Here is an 18282-nt window from a genome sequence, read left to right on the forward strand (position 1 = left end):
TTTGTTTTCTTTTGAAACTTCTTCAGCCTTAATTGATTTTAGGATATTTGTTAATAAACTAATTTCTTTAGCTTTCGCATCTACTTCTGTTTGAGAAGTTGTATTAGAAGACAATAATAATTTCGCTTCTTCAACTAATTTCTCAGCTTTTTCAATTTGTGATTTTTGTTGTTCATTAGAGCGAATACGATTAATTTCTGTTTGTAATGCTGATACTTTTTCTTGTAATTCAGCTGTTTGAAGAGTTTGAGAGATTGTTGTTTCAACTTTTTTCTCTTCTACTACTCCAGTTACTGCTGGTTGTTCTGTAGCTCTACTTTCTTTGTTAAGAGTACTTTCAACAGATGTTTGGGTATTTATTTTTTTATCACCCAAAGCTTCATTGTTAGCATTCACAACACTTTCAGTTTTTGTTACTTCACTTGCTTCAACATGGTATCCGAAAAAGAAGCCCGCACCCACTAATACGCTAGCGGCACCCACTTTTAATTTTTTAATCGAATACTTTTCAAATTTCCGACCAGACTTTTGCTGGTTCAAATAATGATTGTTTTTACTTAGCATAATTCACCTCATAAAGTTATAAAAATTCACTATTGATATTACAGTTTTTTTTATAATCTGTCAATTAATAACGTTTAATATTACAATATTTTTGACTATTTCGTATAATAGTTATTACTATATATGTATACATTTAAGCGTTATCTTAAAACGTTACCATTTATATAAAATATGTTATATTCATCCTTATTGCTATTTCTGGAGAAATTCTTATCATAACGAAAAAAAGACCGAGAAATCTCGGTCTTCCCATAAAATACTATTAAATATGAATTGGCATTCCTAATGCTAATTCAGCTGTATCCATAATTACTTCTGCTAATGATGGATGTGAGTGAATTGTTAATGCGATATCTTCTGCATTCATACCAGCTTCAACCGCTAACCCTAATTCTGCGATTAAGTCACTTGCGCCAACTCCAGCTACTTGAGCACCAACGATTACGTTGTCATCTTTTGTAGTAATTAAACGAACGAATCCTTCCGTTGCGTTTAATGAAATCGCACGACCATTTCCTGCTAGAGGGAATTTAGATGCTTTCACTTTTAATCCAGCATCTTTTGCTTGTTGTTGAGTATAACCAACAGAAGCTAATTCTGGATCAGTGAAGGCAACAGCTGGCATTGCACGATAGTCAACAGCAACTGGTTTACCTGAGATTGCTTCAGCAGCAACTTTACCTTCGTAACTTGCTTTATGTGCTAACGCTGCACCAGGAACGATATCTCCAATTGCGAAAATATTTTTAATATTTGTACGTCCTTGGTTGTCTACTTTCACTAAACCACGTTCAGTCATTTCAACACCTACAACATCTAATCCTAATTCATCAGTGTTTGGACGGCGTCCTACAGCAACCATTACGTAATCTGCAACGATTGATTGTTCTTTTCCTTCAACTTCGAATTTAACAGTTACGCTATCTCCATTATCAACTGCTTCTTTAGCCATTGCTGAAGTAATAACTGTAACTCCTTTTTTAGCGAAATCATCTTCTACTAATTTCACCATATCTTTATCAAACATTGATAAAATACTTGGAGCACCTTCTAAAATTGTTACTTCAGAACCTAAGTTAGCATAAGCTCCACCTAATTCTGAACCGATTACTCCACCACCGATTACAACTAATTTCTTAGGAACATCTTTTAATCCTAAACCACCAGTTGAATCAATCACACGTCCACCAAATTTGAAACCTTTGATTTCAATTGGACGGCTACCAGTTGCAATAATTGCATGGTTGAATGAGTATGTTTGAGCAGAATCTTCTGTTACAACACGTAATGTGTGGTCATCAACTAGGAAAGCTTCCCCACGAATGATTTCCACTTTATTTTTCTTTAATAAGTATTCGATACCAGAAGTTAATTTTTTAACTACTTGGTTATCTTTCCATTCTTGAGTTTTCGCAAAATCTAATACCACTTCTTTTGCAGTTACTCCGAAAACTTCAGAATGTTGAGCTTCTTGATAATGGTGTCCTGCAGAAATTAATGCTTTAGATGGAATACATCCAACGTTTAAACACACACCACCAATATATTCTTTTTCAATAATCGCAACTTTTTGTCCTTCTTGCGCTGCACGAATTGCAGCAACATAACCACCAGGGCCGGCACCAATTACGACTGTATCTAGTTCAATAGCGAAATCGCCTACTACCATCTTTTTCACCTCTTAAAAGTTTTCAATAGTGATTAATTTATAATTAAGCTTCCATTAATAATAATTCTGGATCAGCTAATAAACGTTTTAATTCGTTCATTGCTTTTTGAGCAGTAGCTCCGTCCACGATACGGTGGTCGAAACTTAATGATAATTTCATGTTACGTCCGATTACGATTTCATCGTTTTCGTTAATTACTGGTTCACGAACGATTGTACCTACACCTAAGATCGCTACTTCAGGGTAGTTAATAACTGGAGTGAACCAGCCACCACCTACTGAACCAATATTTGAAATTGTAATTGTTCCTTGTCCCATATCAGTTGCAGTTAATTTACCTTCGTGAGCTTTAGCTGCTAATGCATTAATTTCATCAGCAATTCCAAACATGCTCTTAGTATTTGCATCTTTAATATTTGGAACGAATAATCCTAAATCTGTATCAGTTGCAATACCGATATTGATGTAGTTTTTGTACACGATTTCTTGTGTCGCATCATCAATTGAAGCATTTAATACTGGGTATTTCTTCATTGCTACTGCTAATGCTTTTACAACATATGGTAAGAATGTTAATTTAGTACCTTGTGCTGCAGCAACATCTTTGAATTTCTTACGGTGATCCCATAGTTTAGAAACTTCAACTTGATCATGTAATGTTACGTGAGGAGCTGTATGTTTGCTATTTACCATTGCTTTAGAAATTGCTTTACGCATTGGAGTTAATTTCACACGTTCTTCACGTTCTGCTGAACCTACAAATGGTTTAGCTGGTTCTGCTTTAGCTGCTGGTGCCGCTGGAGCTTCTACTTGTGCTGCTGGTGCTGAAGCAACTGCTGCTTCTACTGCTGGAGCAGCTAATGCAACTGGTGCTCCACCGAAGTTGTCGATATCTTCACGAGTAACACGTCCACCTTTACCTGTTGGAACTACTAGTGTAATATCAACACCTTTTTCACGTGCATATTGACGCACTGAAGGCATTGCTAATACTAATTTATCTGGATTGCTTGCTGCTGGAACTCCTGTTGCTTGTGCTGGAGCCGCTGGTGCTGCTGGTGTTGGAGCTGCTGCTGGTGCAACTGGTGCTTCAACTGCCGCTGGTGCTGCCTCAGGAGCTGCCGCTGGTGCTGCCGCTTCTGCTGGACCAGAACCATCATCGATTACAACGATAATATCTCCTACACGTGCTACTGTTCCTTCTTGAACTCTAACTTCTAATACTTTACCACTTACTGGAGATGGAATTTCCTCTACAGATTTGTCATTTTGTACTTCGAATAAAATATCATCTTCTTGAATTGTGTCACCGACTTTAATGTCGATTTTTACGATTTCGCCTTCTGCGATACCTTCACCGATATCAGGCATTTTAAATTGGAAAGCCATGCTTGTACATCCCTTCTTAATTTTTACTTAAATATTCTAAAGAGCAAATCACCTTTGAAGGGCTTTTTGCTCTTTAGTGAATGATTTTACGAATTAAAAATTGTAAGTTTCGCGAACTTTTGCTTCAATATCACTTGCATTTGGTAACCAGTCATTTTCTGCTTGACCAAATGGGAAGATTGAGTCTGGTGCTGCAACACGACCGATTGGTGCTTGTAAATGTAAAATTGCACGTTCTGAAATTTCAGACATTACCATTGCGCCAATACCTGCTTGACGTTGAGCTTCTTGTACAACTACAACACGTCCAGTTTTTTGAACTGAAGCTAAAATTGTATCTAAGTCTAATGGTGAAACTGTACGTAAGTCAATCACTTCTACAGAAATGCCTTCTTTTTCTAAGTTTTCTGCTGCTTTAACAGATTCACGAACCATAGCTCCGTAAGTAATAATAGAAACATCTGTTCCTTCACGAGTTACAGCAGCTTTTCCTAAAGGAACTGTATAGCTTTCTGCTGGAACTTCTTCACGGAATGAACGGTATAATTTCATATGTTCTAAGTATACAACTGGATCGTTATCACGAATTGCTGAAATTAATAATCCTTTTGCATCATATGGATTTGAAGGAATAACCACTTTCAAACCTGGAGATTGTGCTACTAAACCTTCTAAGTTATCTGAGTGCAATTCTGGTGTATGTACCCCACCACCAAATGGTGCACGGAATACGATAGGCATTTGACGAGTTCCACCCATACGGTAACGGTAACGAGCTGCTTGAGCAACAACACTGTCCATTACTTCAAATACGAATCCAAAGAATTGGATTTCAGGAACTGGACGGTAACCTTCTAATGCTAAACCGATTGCTAAACCACCAATACCTGATTCTGCTAAAGGAGTATTGAATACACGGTCTTCACCAAATTCATCTTGAAGTCCTTGAGTTGCACGGAAAACTCCTCCGTTTTTACCAACGTCTTCACCGAAAATTAGGACATTTTCATCACGTTTTAATTCTAAAGCCAATGCATCTGTAATGGCTTGAATCATTGTCATTTGTGCCATAATTATTTATTCTCCTTTGCTTCAAAGTAATCAATTTGTTCTTGGATAACATTTGTTGGTTCTTCAAACATTGTCTTCAAGAAGAATGAAACTTTTTGTTTTGGTTGTTTATCAGCTTCTTTGATTGCTTCTTTAATTTCTTCTTTAGTTGCTTCAATAACTTCGTTTTCTTTTTCTTCAGACCATAAGCCTTTAGCTGTTAAGTAGTTACGGAAACGAATTAATGGATCTTTTTTAGCCCATTCATCTTGGATACCTTCTGGTTGGTAACGAGTTGGGTCATCCCCTGATAATGTATGTGGACCATAACGGAAGCAGATTGTCTCAATTAATACTGGACCATTTCCTGCAACAGCATATTCACGAGCCTTTTTAGTTACGGCATAAACTGCTAATGGGTCCATACCATCTACTTGGATACCAGGAATACCTGCAGCTACCGCTTTTTGTGCTAAAGTTGTAGCAGCTGTTTGTAATTCACGAGGAGTTGAGATAGCCCAACCATTGTTTTGAATGAAGAAGATAGCAGGTGATTTGTATGCACCAGCATAGTTAATTCCTTCATAGAAGTCCCCTTGTGAAGATCCACCGTCACCTGTATAAGTAACAGCGACATTTTTCTTACCACGTTTTTGTAATCCTAATGCAACCCCTGCTGCTTGAACATATTGTGCACCAATGATGATTTGTGGTGGTAAAGCTTTTAATGATTCTGGGTACATATTACCTGCAACATGTCCACGAGACCATAAGAATGCTTGTGATAATGGTAAACCATGTTTTACTAATTGTGGTACATCACGGTAACCAGGTAATAATACGTCTTCTTTTTCAATTGCTTTGATAGAAGCTAATTGTGAAGCTTCTTGTCCAGCTGTTGGAGCGTAGAATCCTAAACGTCCTTGACGGTTTAATGCTGTTGAACGTTCATGTAAAATACGTGACCATACCATATCAGTCATTAATTCGACTAATTCATCGTCAGATAAATCAGGTACTAGATCTGGATTAACAACATTTCCTTCTGCATCTAACACTTGAACCATTTCAAAGTTCGTGTTATTTGGTGTGAAAAGTGCATCGAGATCGAATTTTTTCTTCGTTGCCATACTTTTTGTTTCCCCTTTTCTTTAAGAAATTGTGCTTCATAACAAAAATGAAGAAACAGAATGTTATTTCTGTATCATTTCTATTATTTTCATATACTAATTTACCATTCTTTTTTCACATATGCAAGTAATTAAGTTCAAGAATTAATTTTTATTTTTTGTGAATAGAATTACAAGTTTTTCTTTATAATTAAAGTATTTATTTATATTTTTTGTGCAGAAACTTTTTCAATCTCAGAAAAAAGCAAAATAAACGATAACATTCAAAGGAGTAACTGTATTACAATCCGTATTGAAACTGTATTAGTTTTATTAAAACAGTTTTACTTGTTCAAATAAATGATGCGTCTGTTCAAACTGAGAAATGGAAAGACCAATTAATCGTATCGACTCATTTCCATAGGATTCTATCAACAAATGATTCGCTTCTAACGCTATTTTTTCTTTTGTTTGAATATATTCTTCCAATGTTTTACTTCTTGTTTTCGTTTCAAAATCACTATGCTTTAGTTTGATTGTAATTGTTTTTGCTGCAAGATTATTTTTCTTTAACCATTTTGAGAGCTGCTTTGAAAATTGCTCAATGTATTGTTGTAATACTTCTTCATCCGTTGTGTCTTCTAATAATGTTTCTTCTTTTCCATAAGATTTTCTTTCACGATACAATGTTAATTGATCATTAGATTTTCCTCTTACTTGTCGATACAGTGCTTCTCCTTGCTTTCCAAAATGTTCTATTAAATACTCTTTTGAACAATTCAAAATATCTTCCCCAGTAAATAATTTTTTCTGATGTAATTTTTTTGCAGTTGCTTGTCCTACCCCAAAAAATTTTTCTACTGATAAAGTTTTTATAAATTCTGGAAATGATTCTTGATCAATCACGGTAATTCCTGCAGGTTTTCTTTGTCCAGATGCAATTTTGGCTAAAAATTTATTAAAAGATACGCCAACAGAGCAAGTTAATCCAACTTCTTTATAAATGGCTTCTTGAATTTCTCGAGCAATGATTGTTGCAGAAGATTGATTCATCGTATTCTCAGTCACATCTAAATATGCTTCATCAATGGACATCGGTTCAACTAAAGGAGTGTATCGGTGAAATATTTCTCGAATTTGTAAACTTAACTCTCGATACCGTTCAAAATTTGGAGGAACAATGATCGCTTTTGGACATAATCGAATCGCCTTACTTGTGGGCATTGCAGAGCGAACTCCAAAGGCTCTTGCCTCATAAGAACAAGTTGCCACTACTCCACGTTGATTAACTTTTCCACCCACAATAATTGGTTTTCCTCTTAAATGGGGATGATCCATTTGTTCTACTGAAGCAAAAAAGGCATCCATATCGATATGTAAAATTTTACGCATTTATTTCCTCCTTCCTTTTGTATTTCTAATCCATTCAAAAAGTGGCAGAACGTACGCTCTACCACTTCACTTTTATAATTCAACTTCGCTATTTTCAGGCGTTACAATTGAACTTACTCCTGTTACATTAAAATATTCTTCGCAACGTTGTTTTAATGCTTCCATTGCAAGTGTTGCTCTTTCAGCTTGATCTTTTGTCACAGATTCCATTACAAGAACTACATTCGTTGTTTCTTCTTGTAACATCGTTCTTTGAGCTTCTCTCCAATTCAAGCAACGACATACAGCTCCATCATTATCGAAGTAGCAAATTTCACCTTCTAATGCTGGAGCATCTTCCTCAGCTCCTAGAGGGAAGAAACTTTCTCCTCCTTTAGCTTTACCTAATCGTAAATCTCCTTGGATTTTGTCTAAATCTTCTCCCCCTAATGGTACAGCATATTCAATCGAAATACTATTATAAATATCTACTAATGGAGTAATCAATCGGAATTGATGTCCTTGAGAAACACGTTTTAATAGAGCTTCAATAGAAGAACGAGCTCCTTTTTTCGTTTTAAACTTAGAATAGGCTTGTCTCCATTGTTGAATAACAAGATTATCACTAAATACTTCTTCAGTAAAATGAACTTGAGCTTTTTGACAAGCTTCTTGTAAAATCCCTTCAAAATAAGGATCTTCCGTTTCATCTACAGTATTATTAATGCCTTTTAATACTAAAATATTCACTTGACCTTCTGGAAATAATTCCCAAAATTCTGGTTCTACAATAAATTTTGCCATTCTTCATTCTCCTATTTTAGTTCTTCAAATCTCTGTTTCATTGTTGCATTATTTTTGACAAGTTTTTTTACGGTCAAATCACTTGCTTTATTATTCGCTAATCTTAAATTATTTTCAGATGATAACAACGCATCTTTTGTTTTTTGTAAATGCGAAATCGTCTTATCAATTTCATCAATTGCTGTTTTGAATTTCTTACTTGCTAATTCATAATTTTTAGAAAAAGCATTCTTAAATGCTAACAAGTCTTCTTCAAAATGAGTGATATCTAATTGTTGTTCTTTCATTTGTGCTAATTCTTGTTTATATTTCAAAGAATTTAACGCTGCATTTCTTAATAATGTAATAATTGGAATAAAGAATTGAGGTCTTACGACATACATCTTCTCATACACATAGCTGACATCTACAATTCCATTATTATATAGTTCATTATCTGATTCTAATAAAGAGACTAAAATTGCATACTCACAATTCTTCTCATGCCTATCTTTATCCAATTCTTTAAAGAAATGTTCATTTTTCTTCTTAGTAGCTGTTTGATCATTTTCATTTTTCATCTCAAACATAATGGATAAAATCTCATTTCCAAAATCATCATATTCTCGGTAAATATAATCGCCCTTACTTCCTGTTTTGGCATCATTATCTTTACCGAATTCAGCTCTTGGAAAAGCCGTCATTCTTAATTGATTAAATTGAATCTCGCAATGTTGTTCTAAACTTTCACCGACCATTTTTGTCGATTGTTTTGCTTTAAAATCTTTATAAAACGCAATCGTTTCATCTTTTTGACGTAATTCTAATTCGTATTTTTCTTTTAAAGCAGCTGCTTGAACTTCTTGTTCTTTTTCTTGCAAATGATTTTTCGCTTCTAAGTCAGCAATCACACGATCTTTTTCTGCAGATAACTGAGAAACTCGTAAGGCTTCTTTCGTTTCTTGAGCATCAATTTTTGCTTGAAGTGATTGAATCAATTGTTCTTGCTGAGTAATTTTTTCTTGATATTGCTGCGTCAATTCTTGTTTTGAAACGACTTGTTCTTGATGGATTTTGGATAATTCCATTTCTAATTTATGTTTTTCTTTTTCAACTTGAACTTCCGTTTGGTGATTAGCCTGTTTTAACTCTTGTTCTAATAGAGCAATTTGCTGTTTATAGTTTGCTAATTTCTCTTCAAAATGAGATTGAGCTTGTTGAGAGTGTAATTGTTGTTCTGTTTCAAATTGTTTTTTTGCTAATTCTAATTGTTGATGAATTTCTTGTGTAAATTCTTGAGTACGAACTTGACGCACAATATCTGCATAAGAATGTTCATCAATTGTAAAAACCTTTTGACAGTGCGGACATTTAATTTCGTTCATACAAGTCCCTCTCCTTTTTAAATTAAAATATTCTTATTTATTAACGAATGCAATAATCTCTTCAACACTAATGGATGAATCGCAAACTACACGAGCCTCTCCACCTTTGGCCACTAATAGACCTGGCACTGTTGGAATCCCATATTTTTGTCGGAATGATTGAATCTCATTTAATTGTGTAACATCTTCACTATTAACAAAGATTGCTGGTTTATTTAACGCTTTACGTGCTTCATTCATTTTTGGAGCAAAGCGACGGCAATATGGACAAGTTGGACGTCCAATAAATAACACTACTTCTTCTCCACTTGAGATTAAGCTTTCTACTTCTTTGATTGATTTTTTTTCAAATTTTTCTACTGCTTCAAAAAATTCTTGTGACATAGTTTTTTCTCCTTGTTTTGGATTAATATCCTTATATTTTTTTCTTAAATAAATTAATCGGGTGATAAATCCTCCAAGCATTCCAATGGCTACTCCACCGATTAATTCTTGAATGATAATGCCTATTCCAATACCAATTAAAATGGCTACTAACATGATGGCATTGAGGACATTTAATTCTTTTAATTTTTCTTTAGAATCCATTCTTTCACCTACACTTATTGTAACACATTAATTTGGCACATTTTCATAGCTTCTAATGCTTGTTGATGCGTTTGAGGAGTTACCCCTGCACATGAAGTTGAACTTACATTAATAGGAATTTCTGGAAAATTTGCTTTCGCTAATAAGACATTACTAATAACGCAAATATCCGTACACAATCCTAAAAACGTAATGGAGCTAATGGAAGGTACTTCATGTAATAATTCCATTAATGCTGTTGATCCAAAAGTAGGTTTTTCAACCCCAACGGCATCTTTTTCTACCAATGCTTCTTGAACAGTGGCATCTAAATACCATCCTGGAGTCCCTTTTACACAGTGAACAACTGGTAATTTTTTCCCTTCTTCTGTTTCTAAATAATTTTCATGATGGGTATCCAATGTATAAAATACCTTTCCTGAAAATTCTCGAATAAATTTTGCAACAGTTGGTACTATAGCTACCGCTTCTTTACTACCCAATACTCCATCTACAAAATCTTTTTGCATATCTACAACAACTAAGATATCTGTCATGATTTCTCCTCCAATAAATGATAGTATTCATACAAATGGCGGAATACGAAATAATATCCGCCCGCTAAAACATAGCTGATACTAATACAAAATAGCAATAATTCCTTTGATAATCTTGCCATTTCATACGCAATTGTTCCCCCTCCTAAAAAGAAGAACATACTTAAACTATAAAACATAATTTTGACTTTATCCTTTCGATGACCTCTTAACCATCTTCCAATCGCAAAACCTGTATCTGTTAAATAGCCCGTAAAATGTGATGTTCTAACAATCATTCCTCGATAATAAATAAACATTCCATTTTGAACACCGACTGTAAATGCTAATTGATACATCCATAGCGATTCTAACTTCAACCAATAACTGAAGCCTAATAGTATTCCTAATACAATTAGTAAGATTCCATAGCGGTTTGCAAAACGAAATACCTTTTCCGAAAAAATCACTCCACAACAGACGCCGCCAAGTAAAAAACTCATCACAATCCAAAGTAAAGTAATTGCTTTTTCTCTTTCTCCAGCCATCGAGTGAATTAAAACTCCCGAAACATTCCCTGTCATATGTGTAGTGGGTGTTTCATATAATAATAATGTTGTAATATTTACAAATCCTGATAAAGCACTTAGTAGACCTATCCAGATTGCAAATAATATCCCTTTTTGTTGCTTCATCTCTTCCCCCTTACCATTGTTGTATATAGTATTGAAAAGCTAATCCCCAACAAATAACATTCACTACATAACAAATTATAAAATAAAGTCGATGAGTTTTATGGTGAAAAACTAGCATTCCTAGTATTCCACCAAATCCCCCACCGATTAATCCTAGAGTTAATAATCTTCTTTCAGGTATTCGCCACTTTTTTCGCTTAGCAGCTCTTTTATCTATTCCCATAAAAATAAATAATAAGAGATTAAGTCCTAGAAAATAAGTTAACAGTAATAACAAAGTATTACTCAACCGGAACAGCCTCACAACTTGTTCCATTTAATTGACCAATTTCAAAAATGTACTGACCTGTCTTCGTTACTAAACAAGGAATCCCTACCATTCCCCATTGTTTACGACCTTCAAATTGTGGTTTATCGTCTCTCAAACGAATAAATTCTTTTAAATTCGCCATACTTGCAGTGATATCTACCTCACGATAACTAATGTTTTGTCTTTCTAACTCCTCTACAAAAGCTTTAGTATCTGGACATAAGCTACTAAAATATAATACGTGTTCTTGCATTTTAAAAACTCCCTATCTATTTAATATTTGTTGTAAAGCTTGTCTTGCTAATTGATCAGCTCCTCGGTTTTCCTTTTCAGGAATCCATTCTAAAAATAGTTGCAAAAAATTTTTCCGTTCTTTTTGTACTTTTTTTAAAAATTCTTGGTAAGCTACTTGTTTTGTATAATTTTTTTCAATCGCCATCATCGCAAATTTTGAATCAGAATTTAAAAAAATGACTTCATGATGCCATTCTTTCTCTTGAAGAATCATTAAAGCACGATAAATCACCCATAATTCTGCTTGATGATTATCCATTAATTGGTCAGAACATTCCTTAAATAAAAATTGTTGTTTTTGATACAAAATTTCAATTCCAATTCCGACTTTACCTGGATTCCCATTCACAGCTGCATCCGTTCTTACTCGAATCATTCTGATTCTACTACCTGAACTCCTGTCGCTTGAAGCCCATGAGCACCACGTGCAATTTCAAATTCAACGAATTGTCCTTCTTTCAAAGTCTTAAACCCTTCAGATAAAATCCCTGTAAAGTGAACAAATACATCTTCATCTGTATCAGTGACAGAAATAAAACCATAGCCCTTTTCATTGCTAAACCATTTTACGACTCCTTTTTTCATTACGAATCCCTCCAGCCTTTTCAATTCTCAGACAGCTTTTATCTCATTATATACGTTCTATTTCTTTTTTTAAAATAATTTGTTTCAAGTCTATTTTCAGGATTTATTTTCTCGAAAATCTTCGTATTGTTTAATAAAAGTAGCATCATCATAAAATAAACTTTGCATTAAGTCTTCTTTTTTTGAAAAATATTCTATCCATTCTTCAAAAGAAGAAATATACTCCTCTTGAAACGGATGTAGTCGAATAATATCTTGCATCCATTTTTGAGCGAATATCGTAGCGTCTTCCATTGAAAAAGAATCCATCAACTCATTTAATAATTCGGATTCTTCTTTATAAAATCGTGATTGAACAATTGAAAACAGTTTGTTTCGCTCTATCAGTTTTATGTCACCATTCCATAATAATTGGATTGCATGAAGCATTCCAGAATCCAACCATTCATCTAATAAAATAGCTTTATCAAACATTGGAATCTGAGGATGAAGTAAAAACAATTGAATCACGAATTCTTTTTGAGGTAATGTAGAATCAATTAACACTTGAGTCATATAATGAATCTCTTCTACAGAAATATTCTTAGTCGGTAATTGTAATGCTTCCCCTATTTCTTGTAATTGTTGAACTTTCTCTTGTTCCTGTTTCAATTGTTGATTCATTATTTTTAGTTGTAGTGCGTTTATCCATGGAACCTCTAAGTATTCAAACTGTTTTAGATATGCTTCCACTTCTTCGAACCGATTCGTAAAGATTAATGCTTCTAAATAAACAGATACATACTTTTCATCCTGCAAGTGAAACTCTTCTACTAGCCAAATAATTTCACTCCAATCTTGGCTACGACATAATAGAGTCCATAATTTTTCTAATAGTTGATCTGAATGAGTCTTAATATAGCCTTTTTCTAACCAATCAATTGCAGCAATTAAATCATCTTCTTTTTGACATTGGTTTGCTTTTTCGATATAAAATTCTTCTTGATTTGGAAATTCAATTGTATTTCCCATCTTTTTCCTCCTCTTTAAAAGAAAAACAGACTAACATGATTAGTCTGTCTTAGCATCATTCGGTAAAAATTCAATAATATCTTTAAAATTTACGATGGTGCGATCTTCACAAATATCTTTCATAACAGTCGTTGAAGCTCCCCAATCAATGACAACTACCGCACTATTAGATAGGAGCTTATGAATAACACCATACATTTGTTGTCCTCGAAAAGTAAAATGAATGCGGTCTCCTACATCTGGACGAATCGAATCCTTTACTTTCTTAATCACAATCAAAACTTCTTCATAAGTTATACCCAATATATGCGCAATACGAGATTTAGTGGTGCCTTTACGAAGTTCCGTTTCAACAATTGCTTGAACTTTCTTTGTAACTTTTACGGTCATCTTCATCGCCTCTTCCCATGGGCCTTCCAATTCCAACACATCTACTATATTACTAATCTTAGTATAGCACAGATACCATTTTTTGTCAGTTAAAAACTCTCAAAAACATTGATATCATAACATTTCTAAGTAATATTTTCGAAAAAATTAGGAATTTTCATCTGGAAAGATTAAACTTCTCTTTGACCAAAGGCGCACATTTCTAACAAGGGACATTCATGGCATTTTGGTTTGCGAGCAATACAGTGATATCGTCCAAAGAAAATCATCCAATGATGAGCTCTCGACCATAATTCTTTTGGGATTTTACGACATAAAGTTTCCTCTACTTCTAATACGGAATCTTTTTGTCTACAAATCTGTAGTCTTTTAGAGATTCGCTCAACATGAGTATCTACTGCAAAAGCTGGGATATTAAAAGCAACACTCATCACTACATTGGCAGTTTTTCTACCAACACCGGCTAAACTCACTAATTCTTCTCTAGTCCGGGGAACCTCTCCATTAAAGCGTTCCAGTAGTTGCTGCGCACAAAGGCGAATATTTTTTGCTTTACTTCGATACAATCCTAATGATTGAATACATTCAATCACTGCTTCTTCACTCGCCTCTGCTAAATGAGCAGGAGTCGGAAATCTCTCAAATAATCTTGGTGTTACTTTATTCACACCTACATCGGTTGCTTGCGCACTTAGAATCGTAGCAATCAGTAGTTCAAAAGCATTGCGATGGTTTAGCTCACAATGAGCATCTGGAAATAAATCTCCCATTGTTTGAACTGCTTCAATCGTTTTTGTTTTTGATAACATCCTCTTCCTCCATTAATCCAACCAATTATCTAATGGAACTAGAGGAATCGGTGTTGTTTCTTTTAGTTTTGCTGCAAAATTGCCATTTCTCGTACGATTCTTATCTTGAATCACTTGTTGCACTGTTTTGAATCCTTTTCTTTGCCATGTTAGCAAGATTTTATCCATATATTTTAATGTAAATACTTGATTCAATACTGCTTCTTTTAAAGCTGTTAAAATTAACTCATAAGAATATTCATCTTTATCAATCCAACTTTTTATCATTTGAATTTCATACGAACTAATGGGTCTTCCAAATTCTTTTTCAATGACAAAAATTAAATTTGGCTTATCATTTTCTTCTTTTTTCGCCACTTCTTGACGATGTAATATTTCCAATTGTTGAAATAACGGCGCTAGACTATAATATTCTTCTTTTTTGCCTTGTTCATTTTCTTTTTGGGTCACGGATACCACTTGTCGATCCAATAAATGCTGAATGATTTGGAATAAAGTATTTTCACTAATTGAAAATACCTCGCAGATTTCTTCTACATTCAATGGAAAATATTCTGAAGTGGAATGTTGTAACCACCAAGAAAGCATTAAGCATTCTTGTGCCGTCAATTGTAATTGTTGATAATAACGGATGAATGGATTTGGAACGGTTGTTCCTCCTTGATACATCCAAAATTGTTGAAATGTTTGTTCCAAAATTTTCACCTCTTTTTCTGACATAAAAACCGATTTCTAGAAATTCTAAAAATCGGTTTGAAATTGTCTATTCTATGGGAAAATACGGTTTAATAAACGTGGGAATGGAATTGCTTCACGAATATGTTTCGTTCCAGCAACGAATGTTACCATTCTTTCCAAACCTAGTCCGAATCCTGCGTGAGGAACTGAACCATATTTTCTTAAATCTAAGTAGAATGCATAATCATCTGGATTTAAGCCATTCTCTTTAATTTTTGCATATAATTTATCATAGTCTACTTCACGTTCAGAACCACCGATAATTTCTCCATATCCTTCTGGAGCTAATAGGTCCGCACAAAGTACACGGCTTTCATTACCAGGTACTGGCTTCATGTAGAATGCTTTAATATCCGAAGGATAATTCATTACGAATGTTGGAACTCCAAAATGGTTTGAAATCCAAGTTTCGTGTGGAGAACCAAAGTCATCTCCATGTTCTAAATGTTCATAATCTGTATCTTCATCTGCTTCATGAGCTTGTAATAAATCAATCGCTTCATCATAAGAAATACGTTTGAATGGTTCACTAACATATTTCTTCAATAATTCTACATCTCTTTCTAATGTTTCAAGAGCATGAGGTGCACGGTCTAAAACTCCTTGAATTAATGCTTTTACATAAGCTTCTTGTAAATCTAATGATTCGTCATGAGTCACAAATGGATATTCAGCATCCATCATCCAGAATTCTGTTAAGTGACGACGAGTTTTTGATTTTTCAGCACGGAATACTGGACCAAAGTCAAATACTGGTCCGAATGCCATTGCTCCTGCTTCTAAGTATAATTGACCTGATTGAGATAAGAAAGCAGGATCTCCAAAATAATCTGTTTCAAATAATTCAGTTGTATTTTCTGCTGCATTTCCAGATAAAATTGGGCTATCAAATTTAATAAATCCATTTTGATCAAAGAATTCATAGGAAGCATAAATAATAGCGTTACGAATTTGCATAATGGCATGTTGTTTACTTGAACGTAACCATAAATGACGGTGATCCATTAAGAAGTCCGTACCGTGTTCTTTTGGAGTAATTGGATATTCATGACTTTCCCCAATCACTTCTAATCCTGTTACTAATAATTCATACCCTAATCTTGAACGAGTATCTTCTTGTACAACACCTGTTACATAAACAGCTGTTTCTTGTGTTAATGATTTTGCAATTTCAAACACTTCTTCTGGAACATCGCTTTTTACAACAATTCCTTGGAAATAAGTTGCTCCATCACGTAATTGTAAGAAAGCAATTTTCCCACTTGAACGTTTATTAGCTACCCAAGCTCCAATAAGGACTGTTTGTCCAACATAATCTTTTGCTTGGTTCATTCTGATTTTTTTCAAAATAATCCCTCTTTCTACAAATAATTTCTAACAAATTGATTGATTCTTTGAGCCGCATTTTTTAGTTCTTCTTCACTACTTGCACAACTTAATCGCAAGTAGCCAGTACAACCGAAGTTTTCACCTGAAACAGTTGCCACTCCAACTTCCTCTAATAATTTTAATGCAAATGCATCTGAAGTTTCAACTCCAACTATTTTCATTGCTTCTTGAATATTGACAAATAAGTAGAAGGCTCCACCTGGTTTCATACATGACATACCAGGAATTTCCTGAATGAGTGCATGGAATAACTCAATTCTCTTTTGAAATTGAACACGCATCGCTTCTTTATCTTCTTGTAAATCTTCCTGAAAAGCACGAATCGCAGCAAATTGCACAACTGCAGCTGGATTACTCGTTGTATGACTAGTTAAATCATTCAATGCTCGTATCACTTCTACTGGACCAAAGGCATATCCTAATCGCCAACCCGTCATCGCAACAGATTTCGATAATCCATTAATGACTAATGTATTATTTTGGATTTCTTCGGATAAACTTGCCACACTAATACTTGGCACATCATGCACTAATTCATAATAAATCTCATCAGCGATAACAAACACTTGATGGTTTAATGCCCACTGACTAATTTCATATAATTCTTCTCTGGAATATGTTAATCCTGTAGGATTCGATGGAGAATTCAAAATTAATAATTTTGTTTTATCTGTTACAGCTTTCTCTAACAAATCTACGGTTAATTTAAAGGCATTCTCCTCACTTGTTTTCACAAAAACCGGTACACCTTGAGCTAATGTTATTTGCTCTGCATAACTCACCCAATAAGGAACAGGCACTAAAACTTCTTCACCTGGATCAATTAATGTTTGAAATACAGAATATAACGCAAACTTCGCCCCAGCAAAAACAGCTACTTGTTGTTTATCAACTTTCACTCCATCTTTTCTTAAATGAAAATCACTAATCGCTTGTTTTAATGCATCTAACCCTAAAGTAGGTGTGTAATGATCGGTTTCATGTTTCAATAATGACTCAATTGCTGCTTTTGTAATTTTTTCTGGCGTATTAAAATCAGGCTCACCAATTGATAAGCTAATAATATCTTTCCCGGATGCTTTTAATTCTCTTGCTTTTTGTGTCATCGCTAAAGTTCCAGAAGGAAGTATTTTAGAGACACGTTCTGAAATTTTTACCATAATATCTCACCTTTAAATATTTTCAATATCTTTTATCCATTGTCCATTTTTGGCGGAAATATAATAATATCCAATTCGTTTATTGCTTGTTCGATAATTGACTTCCCAGACTGGTTCATCTTTTATCATTCCCAATCTTGCTTCTAAAATCTCATCTGTATGTTTCGCTTGTTTTGTGATTGATCGTGCTTCTTGCTCATTAATGACAGCATCCTGTTGTAATACGGTTACTTCTTTCTTATCTGGAGAAACAATCGCATATAATTGTTGACCTTCTATCGTAATTCCAGCTAATGAATAATAAGTTTCTTCCGTATTAAACCAATAGAAATCTGTAATTTTTGTAAATTGAACTTTTTGAGCTGCAATCTCTACTGCTAAATCTTTTGCTTGTAATCGTTCAGATTGACTGAGATAAAATATTCGAGCTGCTCCAAAAAAAATCACTAAAAACGTGCAGACGAAAAGCAACATCGT

The 18282-nt window shown here is 34.3% G+C and carries 22 protein-coding genes; all 22 read right to left on the bottom strand.

All coding sequences use genetic code 11. From position 1 onward, the window contains the following. On the bottom strand, window positions 1–564 hold a 564-nt coding region (locus RYL55_RS04670; RefSeq protein ID WP_315007722.1), incomplete at its 3' end, for a YSIRK-type signal peptide-containing protein. Window positions 565–826: 262 nt separating this feature from the next. Next, window positions 827–2233, bottom strand: a complete 1407-nt coding sequence (gene lpdA / locus RYL55_RS04675) for a dihydrolipoyl dehydrogenase (RefSeq protein WP_315007724.1) — start codon at window positions 2231–2233, stop codon at window positions 827–829. 43 nt (window positions 2234–2276) lie between these two features. Further along, a complete protein-coding gene (locus tag RYL55_RS04680) occupies window positions 2277–3623 on the bottom strand; it encodes a dihydrolipoamide acetyltransferase family protein (RefSeq protein ID WP_315007726.1) in 1347 nt (448 codons plus the stop codon). A 93-nt stretch (window positions 3624–3716) separates the two neighbouring features. Further along, complete coding sequence (locus RYL55_RS04685; RefSeq protein WP_314077991.1) at window positions 3717–4694, bottom strand: alpha-ketoacid dehydrogenase subunit beta; 978 nt, start codon at window positions 4692–4694, stop codon at window positions 3717–3719. Between the two features lie 2 nt (window positions 4695–4696). Then, window positions 4697–5803 carry a pyruvate dehydrogenase (acetyl-transferring) E1 component subunit alpha gene (gene pdhA / locus RYL55_RS04690; RefSeq protein WP_314077988.1) on the bottom strand — a complete coding sequence of 369 codons (1107 nt, stop codon included), beginning with the start codon at window positions 5801–5803 and terminating at the stop codon, window positions 4697–4699. Between the two features lie 312 nt (window positions 5804–6115). Beyond that, a complete protein-coding gene (gene dinB / locus RYL55_RS04695) occupies window positions 6116–7174 on the bottom strand; it encodes a DNA polymerase IV (RefSeq protein ID WP_315007728.1) in 1059 nt (352 codons plus the stop codon). A gap of 72 nt (window positions 7175–7246) precedes the next feature. After that, entirely contained in the window at window positions 7247–7957 is a 711-nt protein-coding gene (locus tag RYL55_RS04700) for a phenylalanine--tRNA ligase beta subunit-related protein (protein ID WP_315007730.1), read from the bottom strand. A gap of 11 nt (window positions 7958–7968) precedes the next feature. Continuing rightward, the gene (locus RYL55_RS04705) at window positions 7969–9321 is read right to left on the bottom strand and encodes a DUF2130 domain-containing protein (protein ID WP_315007732.1); all 1353 of its coding nucleotides are present in this window, start codon (window positions 9319–9321) and stop codon (window positions 7969–7971) included. A gap of 33 nt (window positions 9322–9354) precedes the next feature. Next, entirely contained in the window at window positions 9355–9909 is a 555-nt protein-coding gene (locus tag RYL55_RS04710; protein WP_315007734.1) for a thioredoxin domain-containing protein, read from the bottom strand. A 14-nt stretch (window positions 9910–9923) separates the two neighbouring features. Continuing rightward, entirely contained in the window at window positions 9924–10445 is a 522-nt protein-coding gene (locus RYL55_RS04715; protein ID WP_315007736.1) for an isochorismatase family cysteine hydrolase, read from the bottom strand. Next, on the bottom strand, window positions 10442–11119 hold the full coding sequence (locus RYL55_RS04720) for a YoaK family protein (protein ID WP_315007738.1): 678 nt from the start codon (window positions 11117–11119) through the stop codon (window positions 10442–10444). The genes RYL55_RS04715 and RYL55_RS04720 overlap by 4 nt, the downstream gene beginning before the upstream one ends. 10 nt (window positions 11120–11129) lie before the next feature. Further along, a complete protein-coding gene (locus RYL55_RS04725; RefSeq protein ID WP_399545629.1) occupies window positions 11130–11435 on the bottom strand; it encodes a DUF1294 domain-containing protein in 306 nt (101 codons plus the stop codon). Further along, the gene (locus tag RYL55_RS04730) at window positions 11401–11682 is read right to left on the bottom strand and encodes a glutaredoxin (RefSeq protein WP_315007740.1); all 282 of its coding nucleotides are present in this window, start codon (window positions 11680–11682) and stop codon (window positions 11401–11403) included. The genes RYL55_RS04725 and RYL55_RS04730 overlap by 35 nt, the downstream gene beginning before the upstream one ends. A gap of 12 nt (window positions 11683–11694) precedes the next feature. Beyond that, window positions 11695–12099 (bottom strand): ribonuclease HI family protein, encoded by a 405-nt coding sequence (locus RYL55_RS04735; protein ID WP_315007742.1) that lies wholly within the window; start codon window positions 12097–12099, stop codon window positions 11695–11697. Beyond that, the gene (locus RYL55_RS04740; RefSeq protein ID WP_315007744.1) at window positions 12096–12308 is read right to left on the bottom strand and encodes a cold-shock protein; all 213 of its coding nucleotides are present in this window, start codon (window positions 12306–12308) and stop codon (window positions 12096–12098) included. The genes RYL55_RS04735 and RYL55_RS04740 overlap by 4 nt, the downstream gene beginning before the upstream one ends. Before the next feature lie 96 nt (window positions 12309–12404). Further along, a complete protein-coding gene (locus RYL55_RS04745) occupies window positions 12405–13319 on the bottom strand; it encodes a hypothetical protein (RefSeq protein ID WP_315007746.1) in 915 nt (304 codons plus the stop codon). A gap of 39 nt (window positions 13320–13358) precedes the next feature. Beyond that, window positions 13359–13709 (bottom strand): DUF2187 domain-containing protein, encoded by a 351-nt coding sequence (locus RYL55_RS04750; RefSeq protein ID WP_314112872.1) that lies wholly within the window; start codon window positions 13707–13709, stop codon window positions 13359–13361. A 170-nt stretch (window positions 13710–13879) separates the two neighbouring features. Continuing rightward, window positions 13880–14518, bottom strand: a complete 639-nt coding sequence (gene nth, locus RYL55_RS04755; RefSeq protein WP_315007748.1) for an endonuclease III — start codon at window positions 14516–14518, stop codon at window positions 13880–13882. A gap of 12 nt (window positions 14519–14530) precedes the next feature. Next, entirely contained in the window at window positions 14531–15214 is a 684-nt protein-coding gene (locus RYL55_RS04760) for a DnaD domain protein (protein ID WP_315007750.1), read from the bottom strand. 72 nt (window positions 15215–15286) lie between these two features. After that, on the bottom strand, window positions 15287–16588 hold the full coding sequence (asnS, locus tag RYL55_RS04765; RefSeq protein WP_315007769.1) for an asparagine--tRNA ligase: 1302 nt from the start codon (window positions 16586–16588) through the stop codon (window positions 15287–15289). Between the two features lie 29 nt (window positions 16589–16617). After that, window positions 16618–17805 (bottom strand): pyridoxal phosphate-dependent aminotransferase, encoded by a 1188-nt coding sequence (locus RYL55_RS04770; RefSeq protein WP_315007752.1) that lies wholly within the window; start codon window positions 17803–17805, stop codon window positions 16618–16620. Window positions 17806–17817: 12 nt separating this feature from the next. After that, entirely contained in the window at window positions 17818–18279 is a 462-nt protein-coding gene (locus RYL55_RS04775; protein ID WP_315007753.1) for a DUF5590 domain-containing protein, read from the bottom strand. Between the last annotated feature and the right edge of the window lie 3 nt (window positions 18280–18282).

Source organism: uncultured Granulicatella sp., from assembly GCF_963515615.1.
Classification (GTDB): domain Bacteria; phylum Bacillota; class Bacilli; order Lactobacillales; family Aerococcaceae; genus Granulicatella.